The sequence below is a fragment of the Micromonospora sp. R311 genome (assembly GCF_056780015.1).
This window is the reverse complement of record NZ_JBSWCE010000066.1, coordinates 1-19913: the sequence shown is the minus strand read 5'-3', so window position 1 is coordinate 19913 and position 19913 is coordinate 1. Positions and strand designations below refer to the sequence as shown.

18 protein-coding genes and 1 pseudogene are annotated in these 19913 nt (G+C 71.0%); 10 read left to right on the top strand and 9 right to left on the bottom strand.

All coding sequences use genetic code 11. The features are described 5' to 3' along the window. Positions 1 to 196: 196 nt before the first annotated feature. The gene (locus AC1WTP_RS33055) at positions 197 to 1144 is read right to left on the bottom strand and encodes an endonuclease/exonuclease/phosphatase family protein (RefSeq protein WP_481653160.1); all 948 of its coding nucleotides are present in this window, start codon (positions 1142 to 1144) and stop codon (positions 197 to 199) included. 272 nt (positions 1145 to 1416) lie between these two features. Between AC1WTP_RS33055 and AC1WTP_RS33050 the strand changes: the two genes are divergently transcribed. Then, a complete protein-coding gene (locus AC1WTP_RS33050) occupies positions 1417 to 2088 on the top strand; it encodes an HNH endonuclease family protein (RefSeq protein WP_481653159.1) in 672 nt (223 codons plus the stop codon). A gap of 51 nt (positions 2089 to 2139) precedes the next feature. On the opposite strand, the gene AC1WTP_RS33045 is transcribed toward AC1WTP_RS33050, so the two are convergent. From AC1WTP_RS33045 to AC1WTP_RS33025, 5 genes are all read right to left on the bottom strand, one after another. Then, positions 2140 to 2307, bottom strand: coding sequence for a hypothetical protein (locus tag AC1WTP_RS33045; protein ID WP_481653158.1), 168 nt, complete (start codon positions 2305 to 2307; stop codon positions 2140 to 2142). 77 nt (positions 2308 to 2384) lie between these two features. Next, a protein-coding gene (locus AC1WTP_RS33040) for an IS5 family transposase (RefSeq protein ID WP_481653161.1) occupies positions 2385 to 3250 on the bottom strand; the annotation gives its coding sequence in 2 pieces (ribosomal slippage) (positions 2385 to 2905 and positions 2905 to 3250; 867 coding nt in all). 150 nt (positions 3251 to 3400) lie between these two features. Further along, positions 3401 to 3970, bottom strand: a complete 570-nt coding sequence (locus AC1WTP_RS33035) for a GNAT family N-acetyltransferase (protein ID WP_481653157.1) — start codon at positions 3968 to 3970, stop codon at positions 3401 to 3403. Positions 3971 to 4023: 53 nt separating this feature from the next. Then, the gene (locus AC1WTP_RS33030; protein WP_481653156.1) at positions 4024 to 4182 is read right to left on the bottom strand and encodes a hypothetical protein; all 159 of its coding nucleotides are present in this window, start codon (positions 4180 to 4182) and stop codon (positions 4024 to 4026) included. 208 nt (positions 4183 to 4390) lie between these two features. Continuing rightward, complete coding sequence (locus AC1WTP_RS33025) at positions 4391 to 5281, bottom strand: DUF6745 domain-containing protein (protein ID WP_481653155.1); 891 nt, start codon at positions 5279 to 5281, stop codon at positions 4391 to 4393. Between the two features lie 313 nt (positions 5282 to 5594). Here AC1WTP_RS33025 and AC1WTP_RS33020 point away from each other — a divergent pair, with 313 nt between their 5' ends. The 4 genes from AC1WTP_RS33020 (at position 5595) to AC1WTP_RS33005 (ending at position 13623) form a co-directional block, all read left to right on the top strand. Further along, complete coding sequence (locus tag AC1WTP_RS33020; protein WP_481653154.1) at positions 5595 to 7394, top strand: Hsp70 family protein; 1800 nt, start codon at positions 5595 to 5597, stop codon at positions 7392 to 7394. 64 nt (positions 7395 to 7458) lie between these two features. After that, positions 7459 to 9426 carry an AfsR/SARP family transcriptional regulator gene (locus tag AC1WTP_RS33015; RefSeq protein ID WP_481653153.1) on the top strand — a complete coding sequence of 656 codons (1968 nt, stop codon included), beginning with the start codon at positions 7459 to 7461 and terminating at the stop codon, positions 9424 to 9426. A gap of 205 nt (positions 9427 to 9631) precedes the next feature. Continuing rightward, positions 9632 to 12691 (top strand): AfsR/SARP family transcriptional regulator, encoded by a 3060-nt coding sequence (locus tag AC1WTP_RS33010; protein ID WP_481653152.1) that lies wholly within the window; start codon positions 9632 to 9634, stop codon positions 12689 to 12691. After that, on the top strand, positions 12688 to 13623 hold the full coding sequence (locus AC1WTP_RS33005; RefSeq protein WP_481653151.1) for a DUF2637 domain-containing protein: 936 nt from the start codon (positions 12688 to 12690) through the stop codon (positions 13621 to 13623). The genes AC1WTP_RS33010 and AC1WTP_RS33005 overlap by 4 nt, the downstream gene beginning before the upstream one ends. A 469-nt stretch (positions 13624 to 14092) precedes the next feature. Here AC1WTP_RS33005 and AC1WTP_RS33000 read toward each other — a convergent pair whose 3' ends face one another. Both AC1WTP_RS33000 and AC1WTP_RS32995 read right to left on the bottom strand, forming a co-directional pair. Then, positions 14093 to 14893 carry a hypothetical protein gene (locus AC1WTP_RS33000; protein ID WP_481653150.1) on the bottom strand — a complete coding sequence of 267 codons (801 nt, stop codon included), beginning with the start codon at positions 14891 to 14893 and terminating at the stop codon, positions 14093 to 14095. Beyond that, a complete protein-coding gene (locus AC1WTP_RS32995; protein ID WP_481653149.1) occupies positions 14890 to 15501 on the bottom strand; it encodes an RNA polymerase sigma factor in 612 nt (203 codons plus the stop codon). The genes AC1WTP_RS33000 and AC1WTP_RS32995 overlap by 4 nt, the downstream gene beginning before the upstream one ends. 327 nt (positions 15502 to 15828) lie before the next feature. Here AC1WTP_RS32995 and AC1WTP_RS32990 point away from each other — a divergent pair, with 327 nt between their 5' ends. From AC1WTP_RS32990 to AC1WTP_RS32975, 4 genes and pseudogenes are all read left to right on the top strand, one after another. After that, positions 15829 to 16167 carry a hypothetical protein gene (locus AC1WTP_RS32990; protein WP_481653148.1) on the top strand — a complete coding sequence of 113 codons (339 nt, stop codon included), beginning with the start codon at positions 15829 to 15831 and terminating at the stop codon, positions 16165 to 16167. A 368-nt stretch (positions 16168 to 16535) separates the two neighbouring features. Then, positions 16536 to 17918: a DUF4241 domain-containing protein gene (locus AC1WTP_RS32985; RefSeq protein ID WP_481653147.1), complete on the top strand. Its 1383-nt coding sequence runs from the start codon at positions 16536 to 16538 to the stop codon at positions 17916 to 17918. 121 nt (positions 17919 to 18039) lie between these two features. Continuing rightward, a pseudogene (locus AC1WTP_RS32980) lies at positions 18040 to 18408 on the top strand (transposase); the annotation flags it as partial. 48 nt (positions 18409 to 18456) lie between these two features. Continuing rightward, entirely contained in the window at positions 18457 to 18669 is a 213-nt protein-coding gene (locus tag AC1WTP_RS32975; RefSeq protein WP_481653162.1) for a hypothetical protein, read from the top strand. Between the two features lie 86 nt (positions 18670 to 18755). Here the strand turns inward: AC1WTP_RS32975 and AC1WTP_RS32970 are convergent, their stop codons facing one another. Further along, positions 18756 to 19172 (bottom strand): hypothetical protein, encoded by a 417-nt coding sequence (locus AC1WTP_RS32970; RefSeq protein WP_481653146.1) that lies wholly within the window; start codon positions 19170 to 19172, stop codon positions 18756 to 18758. Here AC1WTP_RS32970 and AC1WTP_RS32965 point away from each other — a divergent pair. Beyond that, on the top strand, positions 19153 to 19773 hold the full coding sequence (locus tag AC1WTP_RS32965) for a hypothetical protein (protein ID WP_481653145.1): 621 nt from the start codon (positions 19153 to 19155) through the stop codon (positions 19771 to 19773). The two genes, AC1WTP_RS32970 and AC1WTP_RS32965, sit on opposite strands and share 20 nt — an antisense overlap. Positions 19774 to 19913 lie beyond the last annotated feature (140 nt).

Genomic DNA, 19913 nt, shown 5'->3' with positions numbered 1-19913 from the left:
CTGCCTCTCGCGACCCGCCGACCAGCGCATTCCGCCTCGCAGGACCTCCAGGCCCGCCGAATTACGTCGAACCCGGGCCAGCCGCGCGATAACAGCCGCTGGTGAAGCCAGAGGCCAGGGTTTCCACCCACACCAATGTCAAACGCCGGGTGGTGGTCGAGATAGAGGCCGGGGTCGGTAGCAGCGACGGGCCGGGTTAGGAAGCAGCAAAGCGGGCGACGACCGGTGCATGGTCGGGCACGACTGCGGCTTCCCGGCTGCGGGTCGAGGCGCCGATGGAGGTGATGTCGTCCACGAGAGAGTCGATGGTGACCAGTCGCAACTGCAGGTCCCGGGTGGCAAGGATGTGGTCGATGAGTTCGCCTCGGCCTTGGTAGATGCGGGAGTAGGCGCGGGCTGGGGGCAGGCGCCGTCCGAGGTTGTACAGCCGGACTGCGTCGCCCTTGTCGGGGCGGTGAACGTCACCGTCGGCGGGTCCTTCGAGCAGGCTGGTGGTGACGGCGTCCGGTCCGTCGTTGAGGTCCCCGCACAGGATCGTCGGCATGCCAGGCTGTCCGTCGATAGCGGCCGCGGCCAAAACCTGGTTGAGGTGGACGCGGAGGGCGACGGCTTCGGCGGTGCGACGCAGCAGGGCGTAGCCGGCGCCGCGGGCGCGTTCGTCCTCGTTGCGGGGATAGCGCCGCCCACCCGGGTACGTGAGTAGCTTGCTCTTGAGGTGGGCGGTGACCAGCCGCAGCCCTGGGCCGCCGCAGTCGACGTGCACCTGAACGGCTCCGCGGCCCAGTTGGTTGAGTGTCCCGCCGTCGACGTCGGGGACCGCCGGCAGGCCGGCCTGCGGCAGCGCGACGATCTGCGCTTCCTCGGTGAGGGCGTGCCGGGCGAGGACAGCGACGCGGATTCCACGGCCGTCCGGGTGCGCCGACACGACCGCCTGCCACGGCTCGCCGAGGGCCGCCCTGAGATCTTCAGCCGCTGGCGGAGGGCCGATCTCTTGCAGGGCGACGACGTCCGCGCTGGTGCCGGAGATGAGCCCTGCAAGGTAGGCGAGCTTCGCGGCGTAGGTCTCCGCTGCCGAGGTGTCGGTGTCGTCGGGCCGGAACAGGTTTTCCACGTTCCAGGTCATGACGATCAGGTCGTTGGCCATCGTCGCTCCCTGCGTCCAGGTGTGCTGCCAGCCTCCGAGTCGCACTGTAGGACGCCGTTGGAGCGTGGATTGCCTCTACGTCGCCATGTCGACAGCGACGAGCAGGCCGGCGTAGAAGGGCCTCCCGCAGCTGCCGATGGGGCGACGCGGACGAGGGGTCGGTTGGGATCAATCTTCGCGGAAGGGTCTTCACCTCTTTACGGAGATGACTGTCGATTGACACCATCGCTGGAGATGGTCGCTGTTCACCGCGGTTGCCAAGGAGGCCTGCCATGCGCGTCATCCGACGATCCGATCGACCTTCACTGCAGCGACGTGTTGCCGCGACGGCCGTCGCGGCCCTCACTGGCGCCTGCCTGGCCGCCGTCAATGCTCAACCGGTCCTGGCAACGCCTCCAGGCATCCCGTCCAAGGCGACCGCGCAGTCGCAGCTCAACGCATTGACGGTGGCGGCGCAGGGCTCGACGAGCGGCTACTCCCGCGATCTGTTCCCGCACTGGATCACCATCAGCGGCAGCTGCAACACCCGCGAGACGGTCCTCAAGCGCGACGGTACCTCCGTCGTGGTGGACAGCTCCTGCGCCGCGACATCCGGCCGCTGGTACAGCCCGTACGACGGCGCGACCTGGTACGCGGCCTCCGACGTGGACATCGACCACGTCGTGCCCCTGGCGGAGGCGTGGCGCTCCGGTGCCAGCTCGTGGACGACCAGCCGCCGGCAGAGCTTCGCCAACGACCTCACCCGCCCGCAACTGATCGCGGTCACCGACAACGTCAACCAGTCAAAGGGTGACCAGGATCCGTCCACGTGGCAGCCGCCGCTGTCGTCGTACCGGTGCACCTACAGCAAGATGTGGATCAGCGTGAAGTACAGCTGGGGCCTGAAGCTGCAGTCGTCGGAGAAGTCCGCGCTGCAGAGCATGCTCAACACCTGCAGCTCCTGACCGCGCAGTTCCGGCCGGCGGCGCCGCCCTCTCGGACGCGACCGCCGGCCGTCACTGGGGCGGGGACGAGACGGCGTCGCCTGCTTGCTTGCGCCAACTGCCGCCAGCGTCGGCGCCGAGAAGACGCTGAACCATGGCCAGGGCCTCGGGCTCGGTATCGAACTCCCACCGCAGCACCCGGCCCGTCTCGGCGTCACCGGCGCGGGCGACGAGTTTCAACCGGACCTCGCAGGTCAGCCACACATCCCGTGCTGCGTCCCGCCCCGTGCCGCCTTGGCTAGGGCCTGTCCTGTCGATCATGGAAGCCAGATGACGGCCGCGATGAGCACGAGGCTGGCCCGGTAGAGGGATGCGCGTTTGGCGTAGCGGGTGGCCAGGTCGCGCCACTGCTTGAGCCGGTTGAAGCAGCGTTCCACGACGTTGCGATTGCGGTAGATCGCCTTGTCGAAGGCGGGTCGCCTGCCGCCGTTGCTGCCCTTGGCAGCACGGCGGGCGATCTGGTCCGAGCGTTCGGGGATGACGTGCCGGATCCCGCGCCGCCGTAGGGCTCGGCGGGTGGAGTCGTGCGCGTAGCCCTTGTCCGCGATCAGCACGTCGGGGAGCTTGCGGGGCCGTCCGGGTCCGGGCTCGTTGACGCGGATCGCGTCCAGCAATGCCAGGAGCTGGGGGTTGTCGCCGGCTTGGCCGGGTGTGAGCAGGATCGACAGCGGCCGGCCGCGTCCGTCGACGGCGAGGTGGATCTTCGTGCTCAGCCCGCCGCGGGACCGGCCGATGGCCTCGCCATCTTGCGCACCAGGCGTCGCCGGACTTGTGGGGGACCCCCTTTTTTGCGGGCGCCAGCGGCATGCTGGTGCGCCCGCACGATCGACGAGTCGATGCTGATCGTCCACTGCACCGGTATGCCGTCGTCATGCACCTGCGCCGCGGCGAGGATCCGATCCCACGTCCCGTCGGCGGTCCACCGTCGCAGCCGTTCGTGGCAGGTCTTCCACGGTCCGAAGCGTTCCGGCAGGTCACGCCATGGCGCACCCGTGCGCAGCTTCCACAGAATCCCGTTGATGACCTGACGGTGATCCCGCCACCGCCCCCGCGCACCGCCCGGCTCCGGAAGCAACGGCGCAATCACCGCCCACGCCTCGTCAGTCAGTTCACCACGACGCACCACCGGCACATCGTCGACGACCAACCACTACAAGATCGGCAGGGCACGCCTAGCCCCGATGGGCAGGCTCAGCCGCCATGACACGGGTTGCTGCCGGGGACGTCTTTCGCAACGGCTCGACCCCAACCAGGGGGACGCCGAGCCATTCGGTCACAGCGGTGACGGGTCGTCGCGCAGCCGGCTGTAGAGCCACCCGTCGCGCCAGGCGCCGGCCCGGAACTCGCAGGCCCGCAAGACCCCCTCCAGCTGGAAGCCGGCCTTCTCCAGCGACCGCTGCTCGGCGGCGTTCTCGGCATGGGTGCTGGCCTGAATGCGCTGCGCCGGGGTGTGGCTGAACAGGTAGTCGCATAGCAGCGCCTGGGCCCGCCAGCCGAGACCCCGGCCGCGCCACTCGGGCAGCAGCACGATGCCGATCTCCCAGTACGGCGCCCGCCCGCCGCCCTGGCGCTGCAGGTAGCTGAGGTAGCCCGCCGGGACGTCCGGGGGCTCGACCTGGACGATCAGGCCGCCGACCTGCTCGCCGAGATAGCCGTCCTCGGCGAAGCGGCGGGCCGGCGCGGCGGCGTCCCGGAAGCCGGCCCAGTCGAGCCCGATCAGCCCGGGTTCGACCGCGAACCGGCGCAACATCGCCAGATCGTCCTCGGCCACCGGGCGCAGTCGTACGGTCGAGCCGGGCGCCTCGTGCACGACGCCGACCACCAGCGGATGGGAACTGTGCATCCTCCGCACCGTAGTGACGGGCCGGGCCGCCCGCTGCCCCGGGCCGGCGGCCGTCAGGCGGTGGCGCAGCGTTTCCGCAGGGTGACCACGCCAGGGCCGGTGAGCGCGTCGCAGTACACGGCGCAGCCGGCCATCGCCATGGTCAGCGTCAGCGTGCTGCCGCTGACCACCGTGCCGGTCCCGGCGGCAAAGGGCCCGTCCGTCGCCGCCACCCGCAGCCCCTTGATGACGCGGTACCCGGCCCAGTCGGCGGCGAGGGCGGCTCGATCGGTGTGTGTGAGCGCCTACAGTGCTTCGCGGGACGGAGCAGCGTCCTCGATCATGACGAGCACCCCACCCATATCGCCCTGCCCACCGCTCAAGATCGGCAGGACAGGCCCTAGGCAGCCCATATCTGGTCGGCGCGGTGTAGGTGTTTCGCTAGGTGGCGGCGGGCCCATCGTCGGCGTGTGGGCGGCCTTGGCCGTCGGGGTGCCCGGTGTTTGGTCGCTCGCTCATCACGGCAACGTCGGCGAAGGGCCACCAGGGCCCGGACGTCAGCGCCGCCTCCCTGCAGCCCTGCCAGGCGGAATCCGGGGTCGCGTCGAACACCGCCCGGTACGTGTCGATGGCGGCGAGGACGACGAGGTCGGGGTAGAAGTGCCACGCGGGGTCGAAGAACCGGTCGTTGAGATCCGGCAGGCAGTACTGCACGACGGCGCGTGTCTCGTCATCCTGGTCGACCCCGATGTCGTGGTCGTACCAGTACCAGGCGGGGTGAAGGGCGTGGTCGCGGGCTGCTCGGCCGAGTGCGTCCCAGGTGGGGCACAGGACGCGGTCGTAGATGTCCCGGACGGCGGTCAGTACTGGGTGCAGTGCTGCCCGTTCGGCTGGCAGGACTGGTGGGCAGCGGTAGGGCCGATCCATGAGGTCGTAGCGTTCGTCCATGCCGTCGTAGCGTTGTTCGCCGTAGTAGCCCTCCGACTCGAAGAAGGAGTGGAAGTCGCCGTGTGCGGTGACCTGTTCGAGGTCGGACGCCTGCTGCCACAGCGGTGCCCGCGCCGTCGAGAGGGCCTTGTTGAGGACGTCCCGGCGAACCTGGCGGACCAGCGGGGTGTGGCCGTCGTCGAGGTGGTGCCGGAGTTGCCCGATGGCGTCGTGCAGTGACGTGCACCAGACGAAGCGGGACGGTGCCGGGAGGCCGGCAGCGCGGTAGGCCGCCAGGGCGGCGGCTTCGGCGCGGTCACGGTCGGCGGGACCGGTCGCTAGCGCAGCCATGGTCCAGGTGGCGGCGATGTCGCCGGGGGCCGGGGGTGTGCTCGGTCGTTCCACGGTTCTATCCAATCCATGTCGGTCAAGGTGGCCACGTCGGGGTGAGCGATCGAAGGCAGCGGCAGTCACGGCAGAGCCGCCGCCGGGCCCGCTCGTTGAGTTTCGACAGCGCCTTCTGCCCGGCGCTCGGGTAAGGCGTGAGGGGAGCAACGCACCGCAGCGCACCTCGGGTGACGCCTGCCGTCCTGTCGGAGGCTGGTGTCTGTGAGTGACTCATGGGTGACGTGAAGGTAATCGTCGTGTTTGACTGAGGTCTATGCGACCGGGGGAGGCGCGGCTAGCGATCGACTGCGGGAGTGCCACCACTACCGCGGTGGTGGCCTGGCCGGACGGTAGGTGGTTTTCGCTGCTGTTCGACGGTGAACCCGCACTGTCCAGCGCGGTGTTCCTGTCCGATGACGGGACCGTCCTGACCGGGCAGAAGGCCTGGCAGGCGGCCGTCGCCGAACCACGACGGTTCATCCCGGCGCCTCGCCGGTCCGGGGAGCAGATGCTGACGATCGCCGGCGCGGAAGTCGACCCGCGGGATCTCGTCGTGGCGACCCTGCGCCGTGTCGCCGGGGAGGCGCAGCAAGCCGTCGGTGCCCCGGTGGAGGATGTGCGGCTGGTGGTGCCCGCGGGCTGGGGGCCCCGGCGGCGGACGTGGATGAGGCACGCCGCGCGCCGCGCGGGTCTGCCGCAGCCTCGCCTGGTCGAAGCGCCGGTGGCCGTGGCCGGTCATCTGCTGTCGGCGGGAGTGCAGCTTCCGGTCGGTTCGTTCCTCGTCGTCTGCGACGTCGGTGGGGCAGCGGAGGTCAGCGTTCTCCGTCGCGGCCCTGCCGGTTTCGAGGTCCTGGCGACCCTCGCGGACCCCGACGCTGGCGGCAGCGCCATCGACCGTGCGCTGGCGAGCATGTTGGTCGGCGCGGCGACCGGTTCGGTCGGCGAACAGGGCGAGAGGTGGGCGCTGACCGCCAGCGTGCAGGCGGCGAAGCACGCCCTCACCCACCACGCCGCCGTCACCGTGCCACTGCCAGGCGGCCCGGCGGCGGTACTGAACGGGACTCTGCTCGATCAGGCCGCACAGCCCGTTCTCGCCCGGGTGGCTGAGCTGACGGTGGAAGCGCTCGCCGCGGCGGAAGCGGACCGGGCAAGCGTCGCGAGTCTGTACTGCGTCGGGGGCGTCGCCCACATGCCGCTGCTGGCGAAGACCCTCACCGAGGCGACCGGCATGCCCCCGGTCGTGGTTCCTGATCCTGGCCTCGCCGCGGTGCGTGGCGCCGCTGACGCCGGCTCCGCCCAAGTCGGTGGCGATGCTGTCGTCGAGGAGCCGCCTGCGCTGCCGCCGGTGCGCAGGGCTGTCGCCATCGCGGTGCCAGGCTTCGCGTCACTGGGGCTGGTCTCCCAGTTCCTCCTCACCCCCGAGTGGAGTGGCGCGATCCTGCGTCCCGCGGCCCTGATGAACTGGGGTGAACTCGCGATGGCCACGGTGTTCGCCCTGGTCGCCTGCCTGGGTGCCGGCACGGTCCTCGCCTCGGCCATCGCCGCCCGCAACCCCACCGAATCCAGCCCACCCGGAGTCCAGACCGGCACCGGCATCCTCGCCGCCGCATCCCTGGGCAGCGCGATCGCCGGCATGTACGCCGTGGTCGGCAGCCTCTACATCGGTGCTGCGGTCGGGCCGTTCCTGCGCTGGGCGCTCCTACCGATCGCCCCGATCATCGCGGTAGCGGCGGTGATGGCGCTGGTCGCCGCCCGGCAGTGGCGCACACCCCGCGGAGGCTGGTCACAGCTACTGGCCTTCCCCACCAGCTCGGTGGTGACCGCAGCCGCCGGCATGCTGTGCATTCAGTACTCCCTGACCGCGGACCGCTGGCCCGACATGATCCTGTTCATCGACATCACCGGCCGCGTCGGTGGGTTTCTCCTCGGCGTCGGCACGATCATGGCCGTGGTGCGGCAGCCGATCCTCAGGTTGATCCTGGGCGCACCCATGGCGGTCATCACCGCCGCCCTGGTCAACTGGCGAGCGTCCGGGATCCTCGGCGTCATCTACGCGATCGCGGTCGCCGTGTGGTGGACCCGCCAGCTGTGGACCCGGATCCTGCGTCCCCACCCGCGCCCCGTCCCATGAGCACTCCCACCACCGGCCACCCCATCCCTGCCCGCCGTCGGTGCGCTGTCGGGTGGTGGTGGCGGTGAGGTGGCCACGGCGGGTAGCAGCACTGCTGGCGCTGCTGCTGCTCCTGGCCGGCCCGCCGCTGCTCCTGGTCAGGGTCGTCGGCTGGCCCATCCGCGGTGTGCCCACCGCGGAGCAGTTTCAGGACTGGGTGGCGCAGCCGCTGACCGAGGGCACGCTGAGGGTCGGGTTGACCCTCCTCGCTTGGCAGATCTGGCTGTTCGTCGCCTACACCGCCGTAGTGGCCGCCGCCCAGCGGGTGCGCTCCGGCGCGCGGTGGCTGCGCCGCCTGCCGCTGCCCACGCCGCTGCAGGCCACCGCCACCGGTGTCGCCGGCGCCGCAGTCTTCGGCACCGGCCACGCGAGCCTCCCGGCGCCACCCGACCCTGCGACAGCGGTCACCGCCACCACCCTCGACCGCCCAACCGGCGGCGACGCCCTTGATGCCGCTGCCGCGGTCGATGTGGGGGAGGGGGTCACTGTCCCGGGCGGGTGGCTGCCCCGCGGAACGGCCGAGCAGGCAGCGGCCGCGTCGGTGCTGGTGTGGCTGCGCCGTCGCCGCGACTACCGGCCCCTCATGCCGGGGCCGCAGCAGGACGATCTGACGCCGCTGCCACCCACCGTCGCCGCCGTCCGCGCGGCCGTCGACGTACCCCAGGCCCCCGAGACGGACGCGCATTCACAGCCCGCGCAGGACAGGCCGCTCACCGTGCTGCCGCAGGCTGTCGCCTTGAGCGGGCCTGGCGCCCTGCACGCCGGCAGGGGAGTACTGGTCACCACGCTTCTCACCGCCCTGCGCCAACCCACCGGCGCGACGCCAGTCGTCATTACCCGCACCGCCCTGACGATGCTCCTCGGCGCCGCCACCGCTGCCGCACTGCGTCAGGGACCTACCGGGTTGCGGGTGACCGCCAGCCTCGATGAAGCACTGGCGGCCGCTGACGGCGTCCGCCACCAGATGCTGCTGATCACCGAGGCGGTGTCCGCGTCGACCGCCCCCCGGCTCGCCGCTGCGCTTCACGACCCCACCGTCACTGCCGTGGTGCTCGGTAGCTCACCGATCGGGGCCGAGTGGCACGTCGACGTCAACGGCCACAGCCGCGACGCCGGCCGGCCGCAGCAGGACCGACCGCGACTATGCGTCCTGGACCAGGTCGCCGCCAACGACCTGCTCACCATCCTCACCCACGCCCCGCCCCCGCCGGCGCGCCCACCCGCCGACACCACGGCCGTCCCCCGCCCCCGGCCCCCCGCTGACCCCGTCACCGCCCACCCGACCACGGCCACCCCGTCACCAGCGGAACTGCGGGTACTCGGCAAACCCCGCCTCCTCGTCGACGGGCAGCACGTTGCGATCCGCCGCAGCGCGGCCTGGCAAGCCCTCATCCTCCTGGCCGTCCACCCCGACGGCCTGCGCACCCGGCAGCTGACCGCCGCCATCTGGCCCGGCGTACCCGCCCACACCGTCACCGGCCGCCTCTACACGACCATCAGCGAACTACGCCGCACCGCTGGAGCCGGCGCCACCGTCATCGCCCACGCCGACGACCGCTACCGCCTCGACCCGGATCAGCTCGACGTTGACCTGTGGCATCTGCGCGCCGCAGCCCGTCGCGCCGCCGCCGCTCTGACCGACCAGGCCACCGCCTGGCAGGCGGTCATCGACACCTACACCGGTGACCTCGCCACGGGTCACACCTGGGCGTGGATCGACCAGCCGCGCGAGACCGCCCGCCGCCTGGTCATCGACGCCTACGCCGCCGCGGCCGGCGCCCAATCCGACCCGCACCGCGCCTTGGAGCTGCTGGAGGCGGCGCTGCGCGTCGACCCCTACAACGCGCACCTGCACCGCCGCGCCGCCGACGCTCTCACCGCCGTCGGCGACCACGCCGGCGCAGCCGAGCTGCGGCACACCTACACCGAGCGCCTCGCCCGCGCCGGGCTCTCACCCGAGCTTCTCGACCAGGCGGTGGCCACCGGGCGCTGACCTGCCGAGGGCACGCCCGGCCCGGCGCTTCTTCACCTCGGTCGGGTGGACACCGCAGCGGGTGCGTGGCTGACCTGGGCGTGTAAGGCCGTGTGAGTTCGTGTGAGGTGGTGTCACCCGCCAACCACTGCCTGCTCCTTCTGGTCGCTCCTAGCGTCGATCACGAACCGTGCTGATCGGCTTGTGTGGAGAGAGGAGACAAGGGGTGAGCTCCAAGACGGGCGGTTTGGCCGCCACCACAGCGACGGCCCTCGTGTCCGTCGGATACGCCGCGCTCCTGCGCGCGAATGTGTGGCCGGCGCCAGAGATTCCGTCCGCATCGCAGGTGCGTGTTTGGGTCGCGCAGCCCCTGACCGAGGGATTCATCGTCTTCCTGGCACAGGCCAGCGCCGGCATCCTGGCCGTCTACCTCGTGACCGCCGTGATCGCTCGCCTGACCGCGCGGCTCACCCGCGCCGCCCGTTGGCTACCCGCCCTGCACCTGCCCGGGCCCTTGCAAGGCGTGGCCGCCGCGCTGCTCGGCGCCACGGCGATCACCGCCACCGCGACCGCCACTCCGGCCGCCGCAGCTACCGACACGGCCGCCGACACCGTGGGGCAACCCACCGGACACGGCGCATCCGCCACACCCGAAGACGTCCCACACGCCCAGCCGTCACCAGCGGCAGAAGACAGCACTACGCCCAGCCCCACCTATACCGTGCGGCGAGGCGACACCCTGTCCACGATCGCCGCACGACGGCTTGGCGACGACCGCCGCTGGCCCGACATCTACGACCTCAACCGCGGCGCCCACTTCCCCCGCGTCGGCGGCACGCTGCGCGACCCGAACGTCATCTACCCCGGCTGGACTCTCGACTTGCCCGCCGACGCCCTCCGAGCACCGCACCGCACCGGGCCACCACCGCCTCCGCGACAGCCCGAGACCAGAGCACCGCAGCCCGCGCCCACCACCGCGCCGCCTGCCAGCCCGACGCCCACCACCGGCGGGCCCGTCCCCTCGGCCTCGGCGGCGCCGGGCACTCCCGCACCAGTGACGTCCACCTGCACCGGCGACGGCGCGGGTCATGCGCAGGATCACGGTCCGGACACCGCGCCTGCGTGGCGCGGCATCACCCTGCCCAGCGGCAGCTGGGTGGACCTCAGCCTGGCCTTGGCCATCGCGGCCGCCGTCGCGCTCGTATGGGCACACCGCCAACACCGCTATGTCCCTCGCACCCCGACGACGGCGCCCCGCCTGAACGACCCAGGTCTGGCCCCGATGCCCCGCGTGGTCGGGCAGATCCGCCGCGGCCTGCGCCGCGCCGCCGCCAGTCGCCCCGACCCATATCAGCCCGCCACACCGGGCGATGTCGAGCACGACAAGGACCAGCGTGGCCTCGACAACGAGAACCAGCCCCAGCCGGGCAACGACATGTCCGGCAGCGGGACGCCCCACGCGGAAGTCCAGGACGCGGACAGCGGCCGCGGCATCCGCGTCGCCACCGGCGACGCGGACATCAGTGGCCCGCTGCCGATGGTGCCGGCGTGGGACAACCCGCTGTCGGCGTTGTGGCCTCGGGCGGGGCTGGGACTGACCGGGTCCGGCGCGGAAGCTGCCGCCCGGGGATTCCTCACCGCCACGCTGGCCTCCGGTGGTGTGGAACATCCCGAGGCGCGCACCCAGGTGGTCATCCCGTCGGTGACCGCGGCGAGGCTGCTCGGCGCCGCGGCGGTCACCCTGCCCCGAACACCAAGGTTGACCGTCGCCGCCGACCTCGACGAAGCTCTCGACATCCTCGAAGCGCACACGCTGCACCGCACCCGCCTGGCCTGCCAGCACGAGGTCGACACCGTTGCCGAGCTGCGCCGCGCCGACCCTTACGAGGGACCCGTCCCGCCGGTCATGCTGATCGCCGACACCATGAGCCGCCACGAACGCGCCCGCGTCGCCGCCCTGCTCGCCCAGGGCCAGCGCCTGGACATTCACGGCGTGCTGCTGGGCGACTGGCCCGACGGCGACACGGTCACCGTCGCCGCCGACGGCGCCACCACCCGGGCAAACGGTGGAGGGGCCCGCCACGGCAGTCACCCCGCTGACGTCGGCCGCCTCGCCGTCCTCGATCCCGCCGAGACCCTCGGCCTGCTCATCACGCTCGCCGAGTCCCACACCGGGCAGCCGCAGGCCCCCGCACCTACCGACCCCACACGCCGAGCACCGGCCGAGGCGGCCGGCTCACTCCCGCCCGACGACACCGCCGCCAGACCGCCGTTACCCGCCATCCCCACCAACCGGGGCGCGCCGGACGTGACGGCCGAGGCTGACAGTGAGGCCGAAGACCCGCGGGGCAGCAGCACGGCGCCAGCGGACGACGTCGGAAGCACTCCCGCCGTTGCCGCCCCGACCCCTGACACCGCACAGCGCCACCGGCCAGGGGAAGCAGCCGCAGCTGGCGGTGAAGCCGAGGCCGCAGACCAGAAAGCGGACGCGCAGGACCGCAAACCCGAGCCGCGCCCGGTGCTGGTGCGGGTGCTGGGCACACCCGGCGTCGTCGACGGCGACCCGCAGCGCACCCCCCGCGCCAAGTCCCTGGAACTGCTGGTCTACCTGGCAGTCCACAACGGAACAGCCTCGACCGAGGCCATCCTCGACGACCTGCTGCCCGACGCCCCGACCAGCAAAGCCGCGGGCCGGCTGTACACCTACGTGTCGGGGCTGCGGGCGGTACTGCGGCACAACGGCGGGCCCGGCAGCTACGTCACCCACCCCGACCACCGCTACCTGCTCAACCTGGACCTGCTCGACGTGGACCTGTGGCGCATGCGCGCGGCGATCCGCGACGCCGCGCAGGCCACCGACCCGCAGGCCCGCACCGACGCGCTACGCCGCGCGGTCGACGCCTACACCGGGCCCCTCGCAGACGGCTGCGACTACGAATGGGTCGAGCCCTACCGCGAGGCGATACGCCAGGAAGCCCTCGACGCCCACCTCGCCCTCGCCGACACCCTCACCGGACAGCCCGCGCAGCAGCTACGCGTCCTCGACACCGCCATCGCCCACCACCCACACCACGAACCGCTCTACCAGGCGGCCATGCGGGCCCGCGCGCAGCTCGGCGACATCAACGGCATCCGCACGCTACGCCGAACCCTGACCCGCCGGCTCGCCGAGATCGACGCCGAGCCCAGCGACGACACCCTCACCCTCGCCGACCGGCTCGTCGCCGACCTGCCGCAGCCCCGCAGCCGCGGCCGGACCCCTTCCGACGACGGGAGCGCCGCATGAGCTCGGATCCCCCGGCTGCCTCACCGATCAACGCGGCCACCCCGCAGACCTCGATGACCGACGCGCAACTGCGGCGGCTGAGATGGGCGGTTCGCGCCACCCTCACCCTCGGCGTCGCCGCGTCAGTCGCCGCGAACGTCCTGCACGCCCGACCGAACCCGATCAGCCAGATCATCGCAGCCTGGCCACCCCTGGCCCTGCTACTCACCGTCGAGCTGATCTCCCGAGTCCCCCACCACCACCGATCCCTCGGCGTGATCCGCATCGCCGCGACCGCTGTCATCGCCGGCATCGCCACCTGGGTCTCCTACTGGCACCTGGCCGGCGTCGCCGCCCGCTACGGCGAAACCGAACACGCCGCCGCCTACCTACTTCCCATCTCCGTCGACGGGCTCGTCATCGTCGCCAGCGTCAGCCTCGTCGAGATCACCGCCAGGATCCGCGCCTGCACGCCCGCGCCCACTGCATCGACCGAACCGTCGGCCGCCGCACTCCCACCCCCAGGGCCGACAGGGACGACCGCAATCCCCGCCGCAGTGCCTCCATCGACCCCGGGCGCGCCCGCCACCACCGCCACGCTAACCAGCACGGATCCGGCCGCTGAGATAGGTGGCGACCCGCACGACGGTGCGACGCAGGACACGCCGCCGACGCGGCCCGCCGACGCCCCGCAGGCGCCACCCGAGGACAACGCCGGCGACAACCAGGTGGAGCCGCCGGACGCCGCAGGTGAGACCCCGACAGACGACGCGCCGGCGAACACCGCTGCGGCGGTGGCCTACTGGCACCGCCGCGACCCCACCCTGCACCCGGCGGAGATCGCCACGCGGATTGGCAAGTCCGAACGCACCGTCCGCCGCCACTGGCCGCCACCGGCCACGAGCGGCACGTCGCACGTCAACGGGCACCTCGCCGACAGCCTCCGCCGCTGACGTCATCAGCCGGCCCGGCTTCCGGGAAACAGGCGGCCTGGGCCGGCAGTCCGTTCAGTGATGGCCACACGACGAAAAGATCCGGTTCTTGCTCCCAGGGGTCGTGCGGAGCCCGCGTGGGCTGCCGCAGGGTGCCAGCAGAACTTGCCGATTCGTGCGGTGCCGGGCCGGACACCGCCTCGTGTCCGGTCCGGGCTATGCGGCGGCGCAACCGGCTGCTCGCAGGTTGGCGCGACATGCGTGCGCTGGGCTACGGCCACGGCCCCGGTCAGCAACCCCGTTACCCAGAGCTACATGAGGTTCTTCATGGTTGCACGCGGATCGCGGCATGAGAGTGAGACGCGAAATTCTGCTACGCGATGTTCGGGCGGCTCCATGTTCGTGGAGGAATATGTGTTCGCCAGATGGTCGGTGGTCGGTGGAAGCGAAGGCGATCTGGGGACGAATCAGCCCGAACGACCTCTGTGGCTTATTGGATCTGTAGGCGGACGGCGTTCGGGTCGACGAGCGTCACGCCGGCGGCAGTGCGCACGTGCAGCTTGCAGCCGGTGGGATCGCCCCGATCGCTAGGCCACCACACACCCCAGATACCGTGACTCAGTGTGGCGGTCACTCGCAGGCCGTTCGTCAGTACAAGGTCGACGCCGGTCACAGCGGGGCTGCTCAGGCCGTACAGCTGGAAGGCTTGGACTTCGCTCGTGCCGCCCTCGGGTGGGGTTTCCAAGGTGCCGCCGAGCACCAGCACGGCATTGCCTTGCGGCTTGGCGAACGGTTTGTCGGAGACGGTGGCCGCCATGCTGTTGAGGCCATTGCGCCCGTCGGCCTTCAGACCGGATAGTGCGATCAGCGGATCCGAGGGGGTGCCACTGCCCATCGAAACATCAACGCAGTAGGTGAAACCGCCGCGCCGATCGACCAGCACTTGCCGTCTAGCCGCAGCGTCAGGGCGCGCCGGAACACCTCCGACGCCCACCGCGCCGACACCGAGGTCGCTGCACTTCGACGCCCAACGCTCGATGTCTTCATCCGGTGCGGTCAGTGGTGGAGCGGCCTGCGGGACGGCCGTCCAGGCGGCATAGTTCGGCGGCGGCGGGTCCGGGTAGACGGCGACCGCAACGACGCCGGTCGTGACGAGCGCCGCGGCACAGGCACTGCCGAGGGCAATGCGGCGGTTCCGGGTCACCACAGCCGGAGGCGACGCCTGCGCAATCAGCATTCGTCGGATGTCGGCCTGGCGCTGTGGGTCCAGGCGGGATTGCAGCTCAGTCATAGCATCTCCTGTCGCTGTGCTGAGGAGGTCACTGGGAAGGTCGCGGGATCGGGTGTGCTTTGGGCGTCTGTCTCGGCCTCGAGCCGGGACCGCGCCCGGGACAGCCGCGATCGGACCGTGCCGACTGGTACGCCGAGCGCTACCGCCGCCTCGGTATAGGTGAGGCCCTGCCAGACGCAGAGCAATAGCACGTCCCGGTCGGGCGGCCTCAGTCGCTCGAGGGCCGCCCGCAATCGGGCCAGGTGCCGCTCGTCGTCGAGCCGGCCGGCGACCTCGTCAGCATGGTCGGGTGTGGCCGGCGCGGGCGTCAGCCGTTCCAGCGCCCGCCGATGCCGCAGCGCGGTCCGCCAGCGATGCTGCATGGTCCGGCGCGCGATCCCGTACAGCCACGGCAGCGCTTTTCCATCGACCAGCTCAACCTCACCCCGCCGGCGCCAGGCCTCCAAAAACACGATGGAGACGAGATCATCGGCTGCGTCGGTCGAGCCGGTCCGGCGCGCGCAGAAGGCCCGGATGGCCTCGCCGTGCCGGTCGAAGAGCACACCGAAGCAATTGGCCTCCCCCTGGCGCGCCCGCCGCCACAGCTCGCCGTCGTCGGCCCGGGTCATGCCCGCAGTCTCGCTCACAACCTCTTATGACCGCCGCGTCCGTCGAGTTCCACTGCGATACCTAGCAAGGTAGTCGTCAGCCACCTCGGCCAGCGATTGCGGGCCTGCGTCTCCGCTGTTGCTGGTGAGGGTGGCATAACGGAGCGGGGCCAAAGGCACACTCTCATCGGCATGTCCGCAAGGGAACCGCACGAGGCTGACTCGACGCAGCGTGACCGGTGTGCCGAGGCCCAGCGCGCACGATCGGCGGCAGAAGCGGATGTTGCCGCGACGGTAGGGATGGCAATCGAGCGACCTCGGTAGCCACTCGAAGGCAAGGGTGGTGAAATGGCCTCCGTGGTGGGGATCAATCACTTCCGGTTCGGCAGGCTGGTCGCCGAGGCCCTGACCGCCGAAGCGTTCAAGGACTCGGGGCACCGCGTCGTGGACAGTGAGGTGATTCCTTCGTTCGACGGCAGTCCTGAAGACATGTGGGCGTGGTTGATCTTTTCCACCGCCGAGGAGGCCCAGGCCGCTCGTGGGGAGGCGCCTGCGTTGGAGGAACGGGCACGTGCCGCTCTTGCTGCAAGGGGTTATCCCGCCGAAGCGCTGCCGAGCTTCCGCCTGTACTTCACGTCTGTGCCCGACATCGAGGCCGGCGGGGGGCGGTTCTACTACTTCCGCTAGGCGGTTGACACATTGCCAGTCACTGATCGCGAGACCGTTGCCGTCGCCAGGGCGCGCGACTTGCGGCAGAAGCGGTCGTGTCTGCGGCGGCGGGAGCCGAATGGATGGCTGGAGACCCATGGGATCATGACGTCATGTCGACCCAGCATGATGCCGGTGACGCTCGGGCGACCGACCGGGCCCGAGGAGTTCCAGATCGTGGTGGTTCATGGGGAAGTCTGCGGAAGTTCGGTTCGGCCGGCGGGGCTTTCGGCCGCCGGCGATCCGGTCTGGTGTTCCTGACCTGCCTAGCGCTGGTAAGCGGACTCTCCGTGGCGGCGGCTACTGTCCGGATCCGCTCGTCACTGATCGAGAGAGCGGAGCAGGGCGTGGCCGAGGAGAGCGCGGTCGAGGTCACCTACTGCGCGGGATGGGATCCGGGGAGCCGAAAGCCCGTCGGCGTGATGGGTGTGGAAGGGGCGCGCAAGCGCGATTCGGCCGGAGAGCCTTACGCAGTGCTGCTCACCGCCGACGCACGGCCGAGGGCGCTGCTGCAGATCGACTGGGGGCGCCATTACCTGGGCCTGTTCCTCTTCGACGAGCACGACCGCCGCGACCGTGCCTATGACTACCGCGAGCTCGAGCCGGGCCTGCTCGATCTGCGCCACTACGAGCAGTGGCGCTACGCGTCTGCGGACGAGCCGGAATTCCCCGAGCGCGGCTGGCACTTCACCCTCACGGCCCGGCCGGACAGTGACACCGCCGATGTGCAGCTGGACCATGGTGGCCTTTTCCAGACCGGCCACGACATCCCGGAGCGGCACCGCACCCTGCGCAGGCCCCCGTTCGGCGACTGGACGGCGTACGCGGACGGCCGGATGCTCGGTTTCAAACGCAGTGCCGGCGACGTGACGCTCGTACCCGCCAGGCACAAGGAAGACCAGGGGCACCGGGAGGCCGCAACGCCGCTGTGGAGGGCTCCGTCGGGCCTGCGGCCCCGCCATCTGCAGGCGCTGTTCACCCCGGGCAGTCGGTTCTCCGACACCGAACTCGGCACCGCGATCGTTACCGAACCCCAACCCGCCGGGGTGCTGCGAGTGCCTACCGGCGCAGTGATCGCCGCCGACCCAAGCACCCTCGGCAGCCGCGATGAGCCGTACACGGTAATGGTCCCGGCGGGAGACCACCCCGTGCTGATCGCCGGCATGCGGTGGGAGAGCGAAGGCTGGAACGAGACGACCGCCGCCATGCTGCGGATCCTCGACAAGCCCACCGCAAGCTGGGAACTCGCGGTCCGTCCCGGGCAGGACATACGGCTGCTCGGCGACGACGAGTTCTACGGCTTCGGAGTGGACACCGGCATGGGCACATTCCTGGACGCGTCAGGGCGGGACGCACTCGCCGCAGCGTACGAGCACCGGCAGCAGAGCGACGCCTGGGACGGTGACAAGGAGACGGAGGCCGCCGACCCGGCCACCGGCACCAATCTGATCGCCTACCCGAGCGGGAGAGGCGACGGCTCCTACCCGGTCTGGATCGGCCGCACCGCCGACGGCGAGGTCACCTGTCTGGTGGCCGACATGCTGGTCCTCCACGACATGAAGCCCCTGCCGCCCACCGCACCCGACACCGCCGTCTTCCTCACCCCAACCCCGACGGGCAGCGGCGTGCGGCCGGAGCCGAAGCCAGCAGACCCCGAGGCAACCGCCGAGTTCCTGGCCACCGTTGCTGCCAGCATCGCCGCCAAGAAGGAGCAGGTCAGCCGTCGCTGACGCACCGCCCGCCCAACGGCGTCCGGGTCTTGGCGAAGCCCGCCGGCGAGTCCAGGCCGAAGGTCCCGGTCCTCCCCTGCTGATTCGACCTGACAAAGAGGTCCTAATAGCGGCATTCGGCATGCGCCCCGCCGGTCACCGTGCCGGCCAAACGTCCTCATCTCGGCACGACAGCGCCCCCGGCGACGGCAGACATCCGGACGCACAGCGACGGAGCCTCGCGTGTCCCGACGGCCGCGCCCTGCGGCAAATGCACGGAGGTCAACGCCCAAGCCCGTCGTCCGCGTTGCCCGCGGATGCGAAGGCGCCGATTCCAGGGGCTAAGGTCGGGATCCGGTCGCTACCGTGGTCGCGGCGGCGGCCAGCAGATTCCTGGGCCGGGCTGTGTCCGAGCAACCACGAATCGGCCGGCAAGCACCGCGGCGGCAAGACCCGGCACGGCAACGCCCACCTATGCACCATCCTGGTCGAGGCGGCTTGGGCCACCGCCCACACCAGCACCCGCCTCGGTGCTCGTCTTCGGCGGCCGCACCGGCGGATGGGCAAGAAGGCCGGGCCCAAGGCCGCTTTCGCCGTCGCGCACACCATCCTGACCATCGTCTGGCACCTGCTGAACTACGGGGGCACCTACCAGGATCTCGGCGCCGACTACTACACCCGCCGCGAGGAGGACCCCGAAACCCTCGCCGACAAGCTCAAGCGCAAGATCGAATCCCTCGGGTACACCGTCGAACTCAGCCCCACGGCGTAGCCGCGCGGGTCGGCCGGCACGGTCTTCATCAGGGCTTCGCCCCGATGCTGCCGCCGGCCACTCAAGCCCAGTTTCATCTCAGTGCGTCAGCGTGCAGGTCGAGGAATGAAGAGAGCAGCGCTGCCGTGCTCCACGAACGGCGACGGTGTCCCATGGCCGAAGGCGGGCCGCCAGGCAAATCCCGGGGCCTCGACGGGGTTATCGTGGCCGACGTGAACCTCGCGGACGTGGTGACCGACGCCGCCACCAAGGGCTTCTGCGGCCTGGACGCATCCCTGCTGCCGGAGTTGCGCGCGATCCGCCGCGACGGCCCCGCACGGGCCCGGCGGGCCGCGCTGCTCGCTTTGCTGCACCTCGGCGGCGAACGGGCGCTCGACCCCGCCGACCTGGCCGTGCTGCGGCGGCTCATCGACATCAGGCTTCCCTACGACCGGCCGCACACGGTCGACGGCTGCTTCAACGCGTGGCTGACCGTGCGCGGCGGTGATCAGCAGGGGGATCATGCAGGTGCTCGGGCTGACCAGGTCCGTGCCCGCCACATACGGCCTGGGCGAGACGCTCGTCGCCCACCTCGGCCACGGCGGGCCCGACCGTTCGCGCACGTGGCGGCACGTCTTCATCTCGCCGCGTCTTAACGGCTGGACCGTGGTGTCCGGCCCCAGTTGCGACCCCGACGACGAACCCCAGGTCGACGAGTGGATCCAAGAGCTGAGCTCCCGGTACGGCGACGCGCAGGCCTACTTCTACGGCAGCCAGGGCGACGGCGACGCCTGGCTGGTCGGCTCGCACGGGCGGATCGTCCGCCGCTTCAGCAGCGAGAAGCCGGAAACGTCGACCGGTGAGTCCCTGCCGATCGAACGGCGCACCCTGGCGCGTCTCGGTCTCACCGGGCCGCCGGAACGGCTCGACACCGACGACACCGACGAGCTGTGGGACTTCGTCAGCGAATGCGGTGCGCCGCAGGTCGCGGCCGAGCTGAGCATTGACCCAGTGTGGACCGGCTGGCCCGCCGACCTCGACGTTCACGGTCACCCGCTGATCGCCTGGCCCGAGTCCGACGCCGACGTCAGCATCCTCCTTGACTGCTACGTCTTCCGCATCTGAGCCGATCAGTGCTAGCGGGTACATGGATTGACGGCAGCGCAGCCAGGCAGCTTCGCGTGATCAGCGGCATTTGCGGATGCCGTGAAACGCTGCGCCTCAGCCTCCGGAATCAGCGCGCTGTTAGCGAAAATGCCGCTCGC

What these genes read in the sequence shown, in the direction of transcription:
- AC1WTP_RS33055 (WP_481653160.1), bottom strand. Translation starts at nt 1,144, where the DNA reads ATGGCCAACGACCTGATCGTCATGACCTGGAACGTGGAAAACCTGTTC.
- AC1WTP_RS33050 (WP_481653159.1), top strand. Translation starts at nt 1,417, where the DNA reads ATGCGCGTCATCCGACGATCCGATCGACCTTCACTGCAGCGACGTGTT.
- AC1WTP_RS33035 (WP_481653157.1), bottom strand. Translation starts at nt 3,970, where the DNA reads ATGCACAGTTCCCATCCGCTGGTGGTCGGCGTCGTGCACGAGGCGCCC.
- AC1WTP_RS33005 (WP_481653151.1), top strand. Translation starts at nt 12,688, where the DNA reads ATGAGCTCGGATCCCCCGGCTGCCTCACCGATCAACGCGGCCACCCCG.
- AC1WTP_RS33000 (WP_481653150.1), bottom strand. Translation starts at nt 14,893, where the DNA reads ATGACTGAGCTGCAATCCCGCCTGGACCCACAGCGCCAGGCCGACATC.
- AC1WTP_RS32995 (WP_481653149.1), bottom strand. Translation starts at nt 15,501, where the DNA reads ATGACCCGGGCCGACGACGGCGAGCTGTGGCGGCGGGCGCGCCAGGGG.
- AC1WTP_RS32990 (WP_481653148.1), top strand. Translation starts at nt 15,829, where the DNA reads ATGGCCTCCGTGGTGGGGATCAATCACTTCCGGTTCGGCAGGCTGGTC.
- AC1WTP_RS32975 (WP_481653162.1), top strand. Translation starts at nt 18,457, where the DNA reads ATGGGCAAGAAGGCCGGGCCCAAGGCCGCTTTCGCCGTCGCGCACACC.
- AC1WTP_RS32970 (WP_481653146.1), bottom strand. Translation starts at nt 19,172, where the DNA reads ATGATCCCCCTGCTGATCACCGCCGCGCACGGTCAGCCACGCGTTGAA.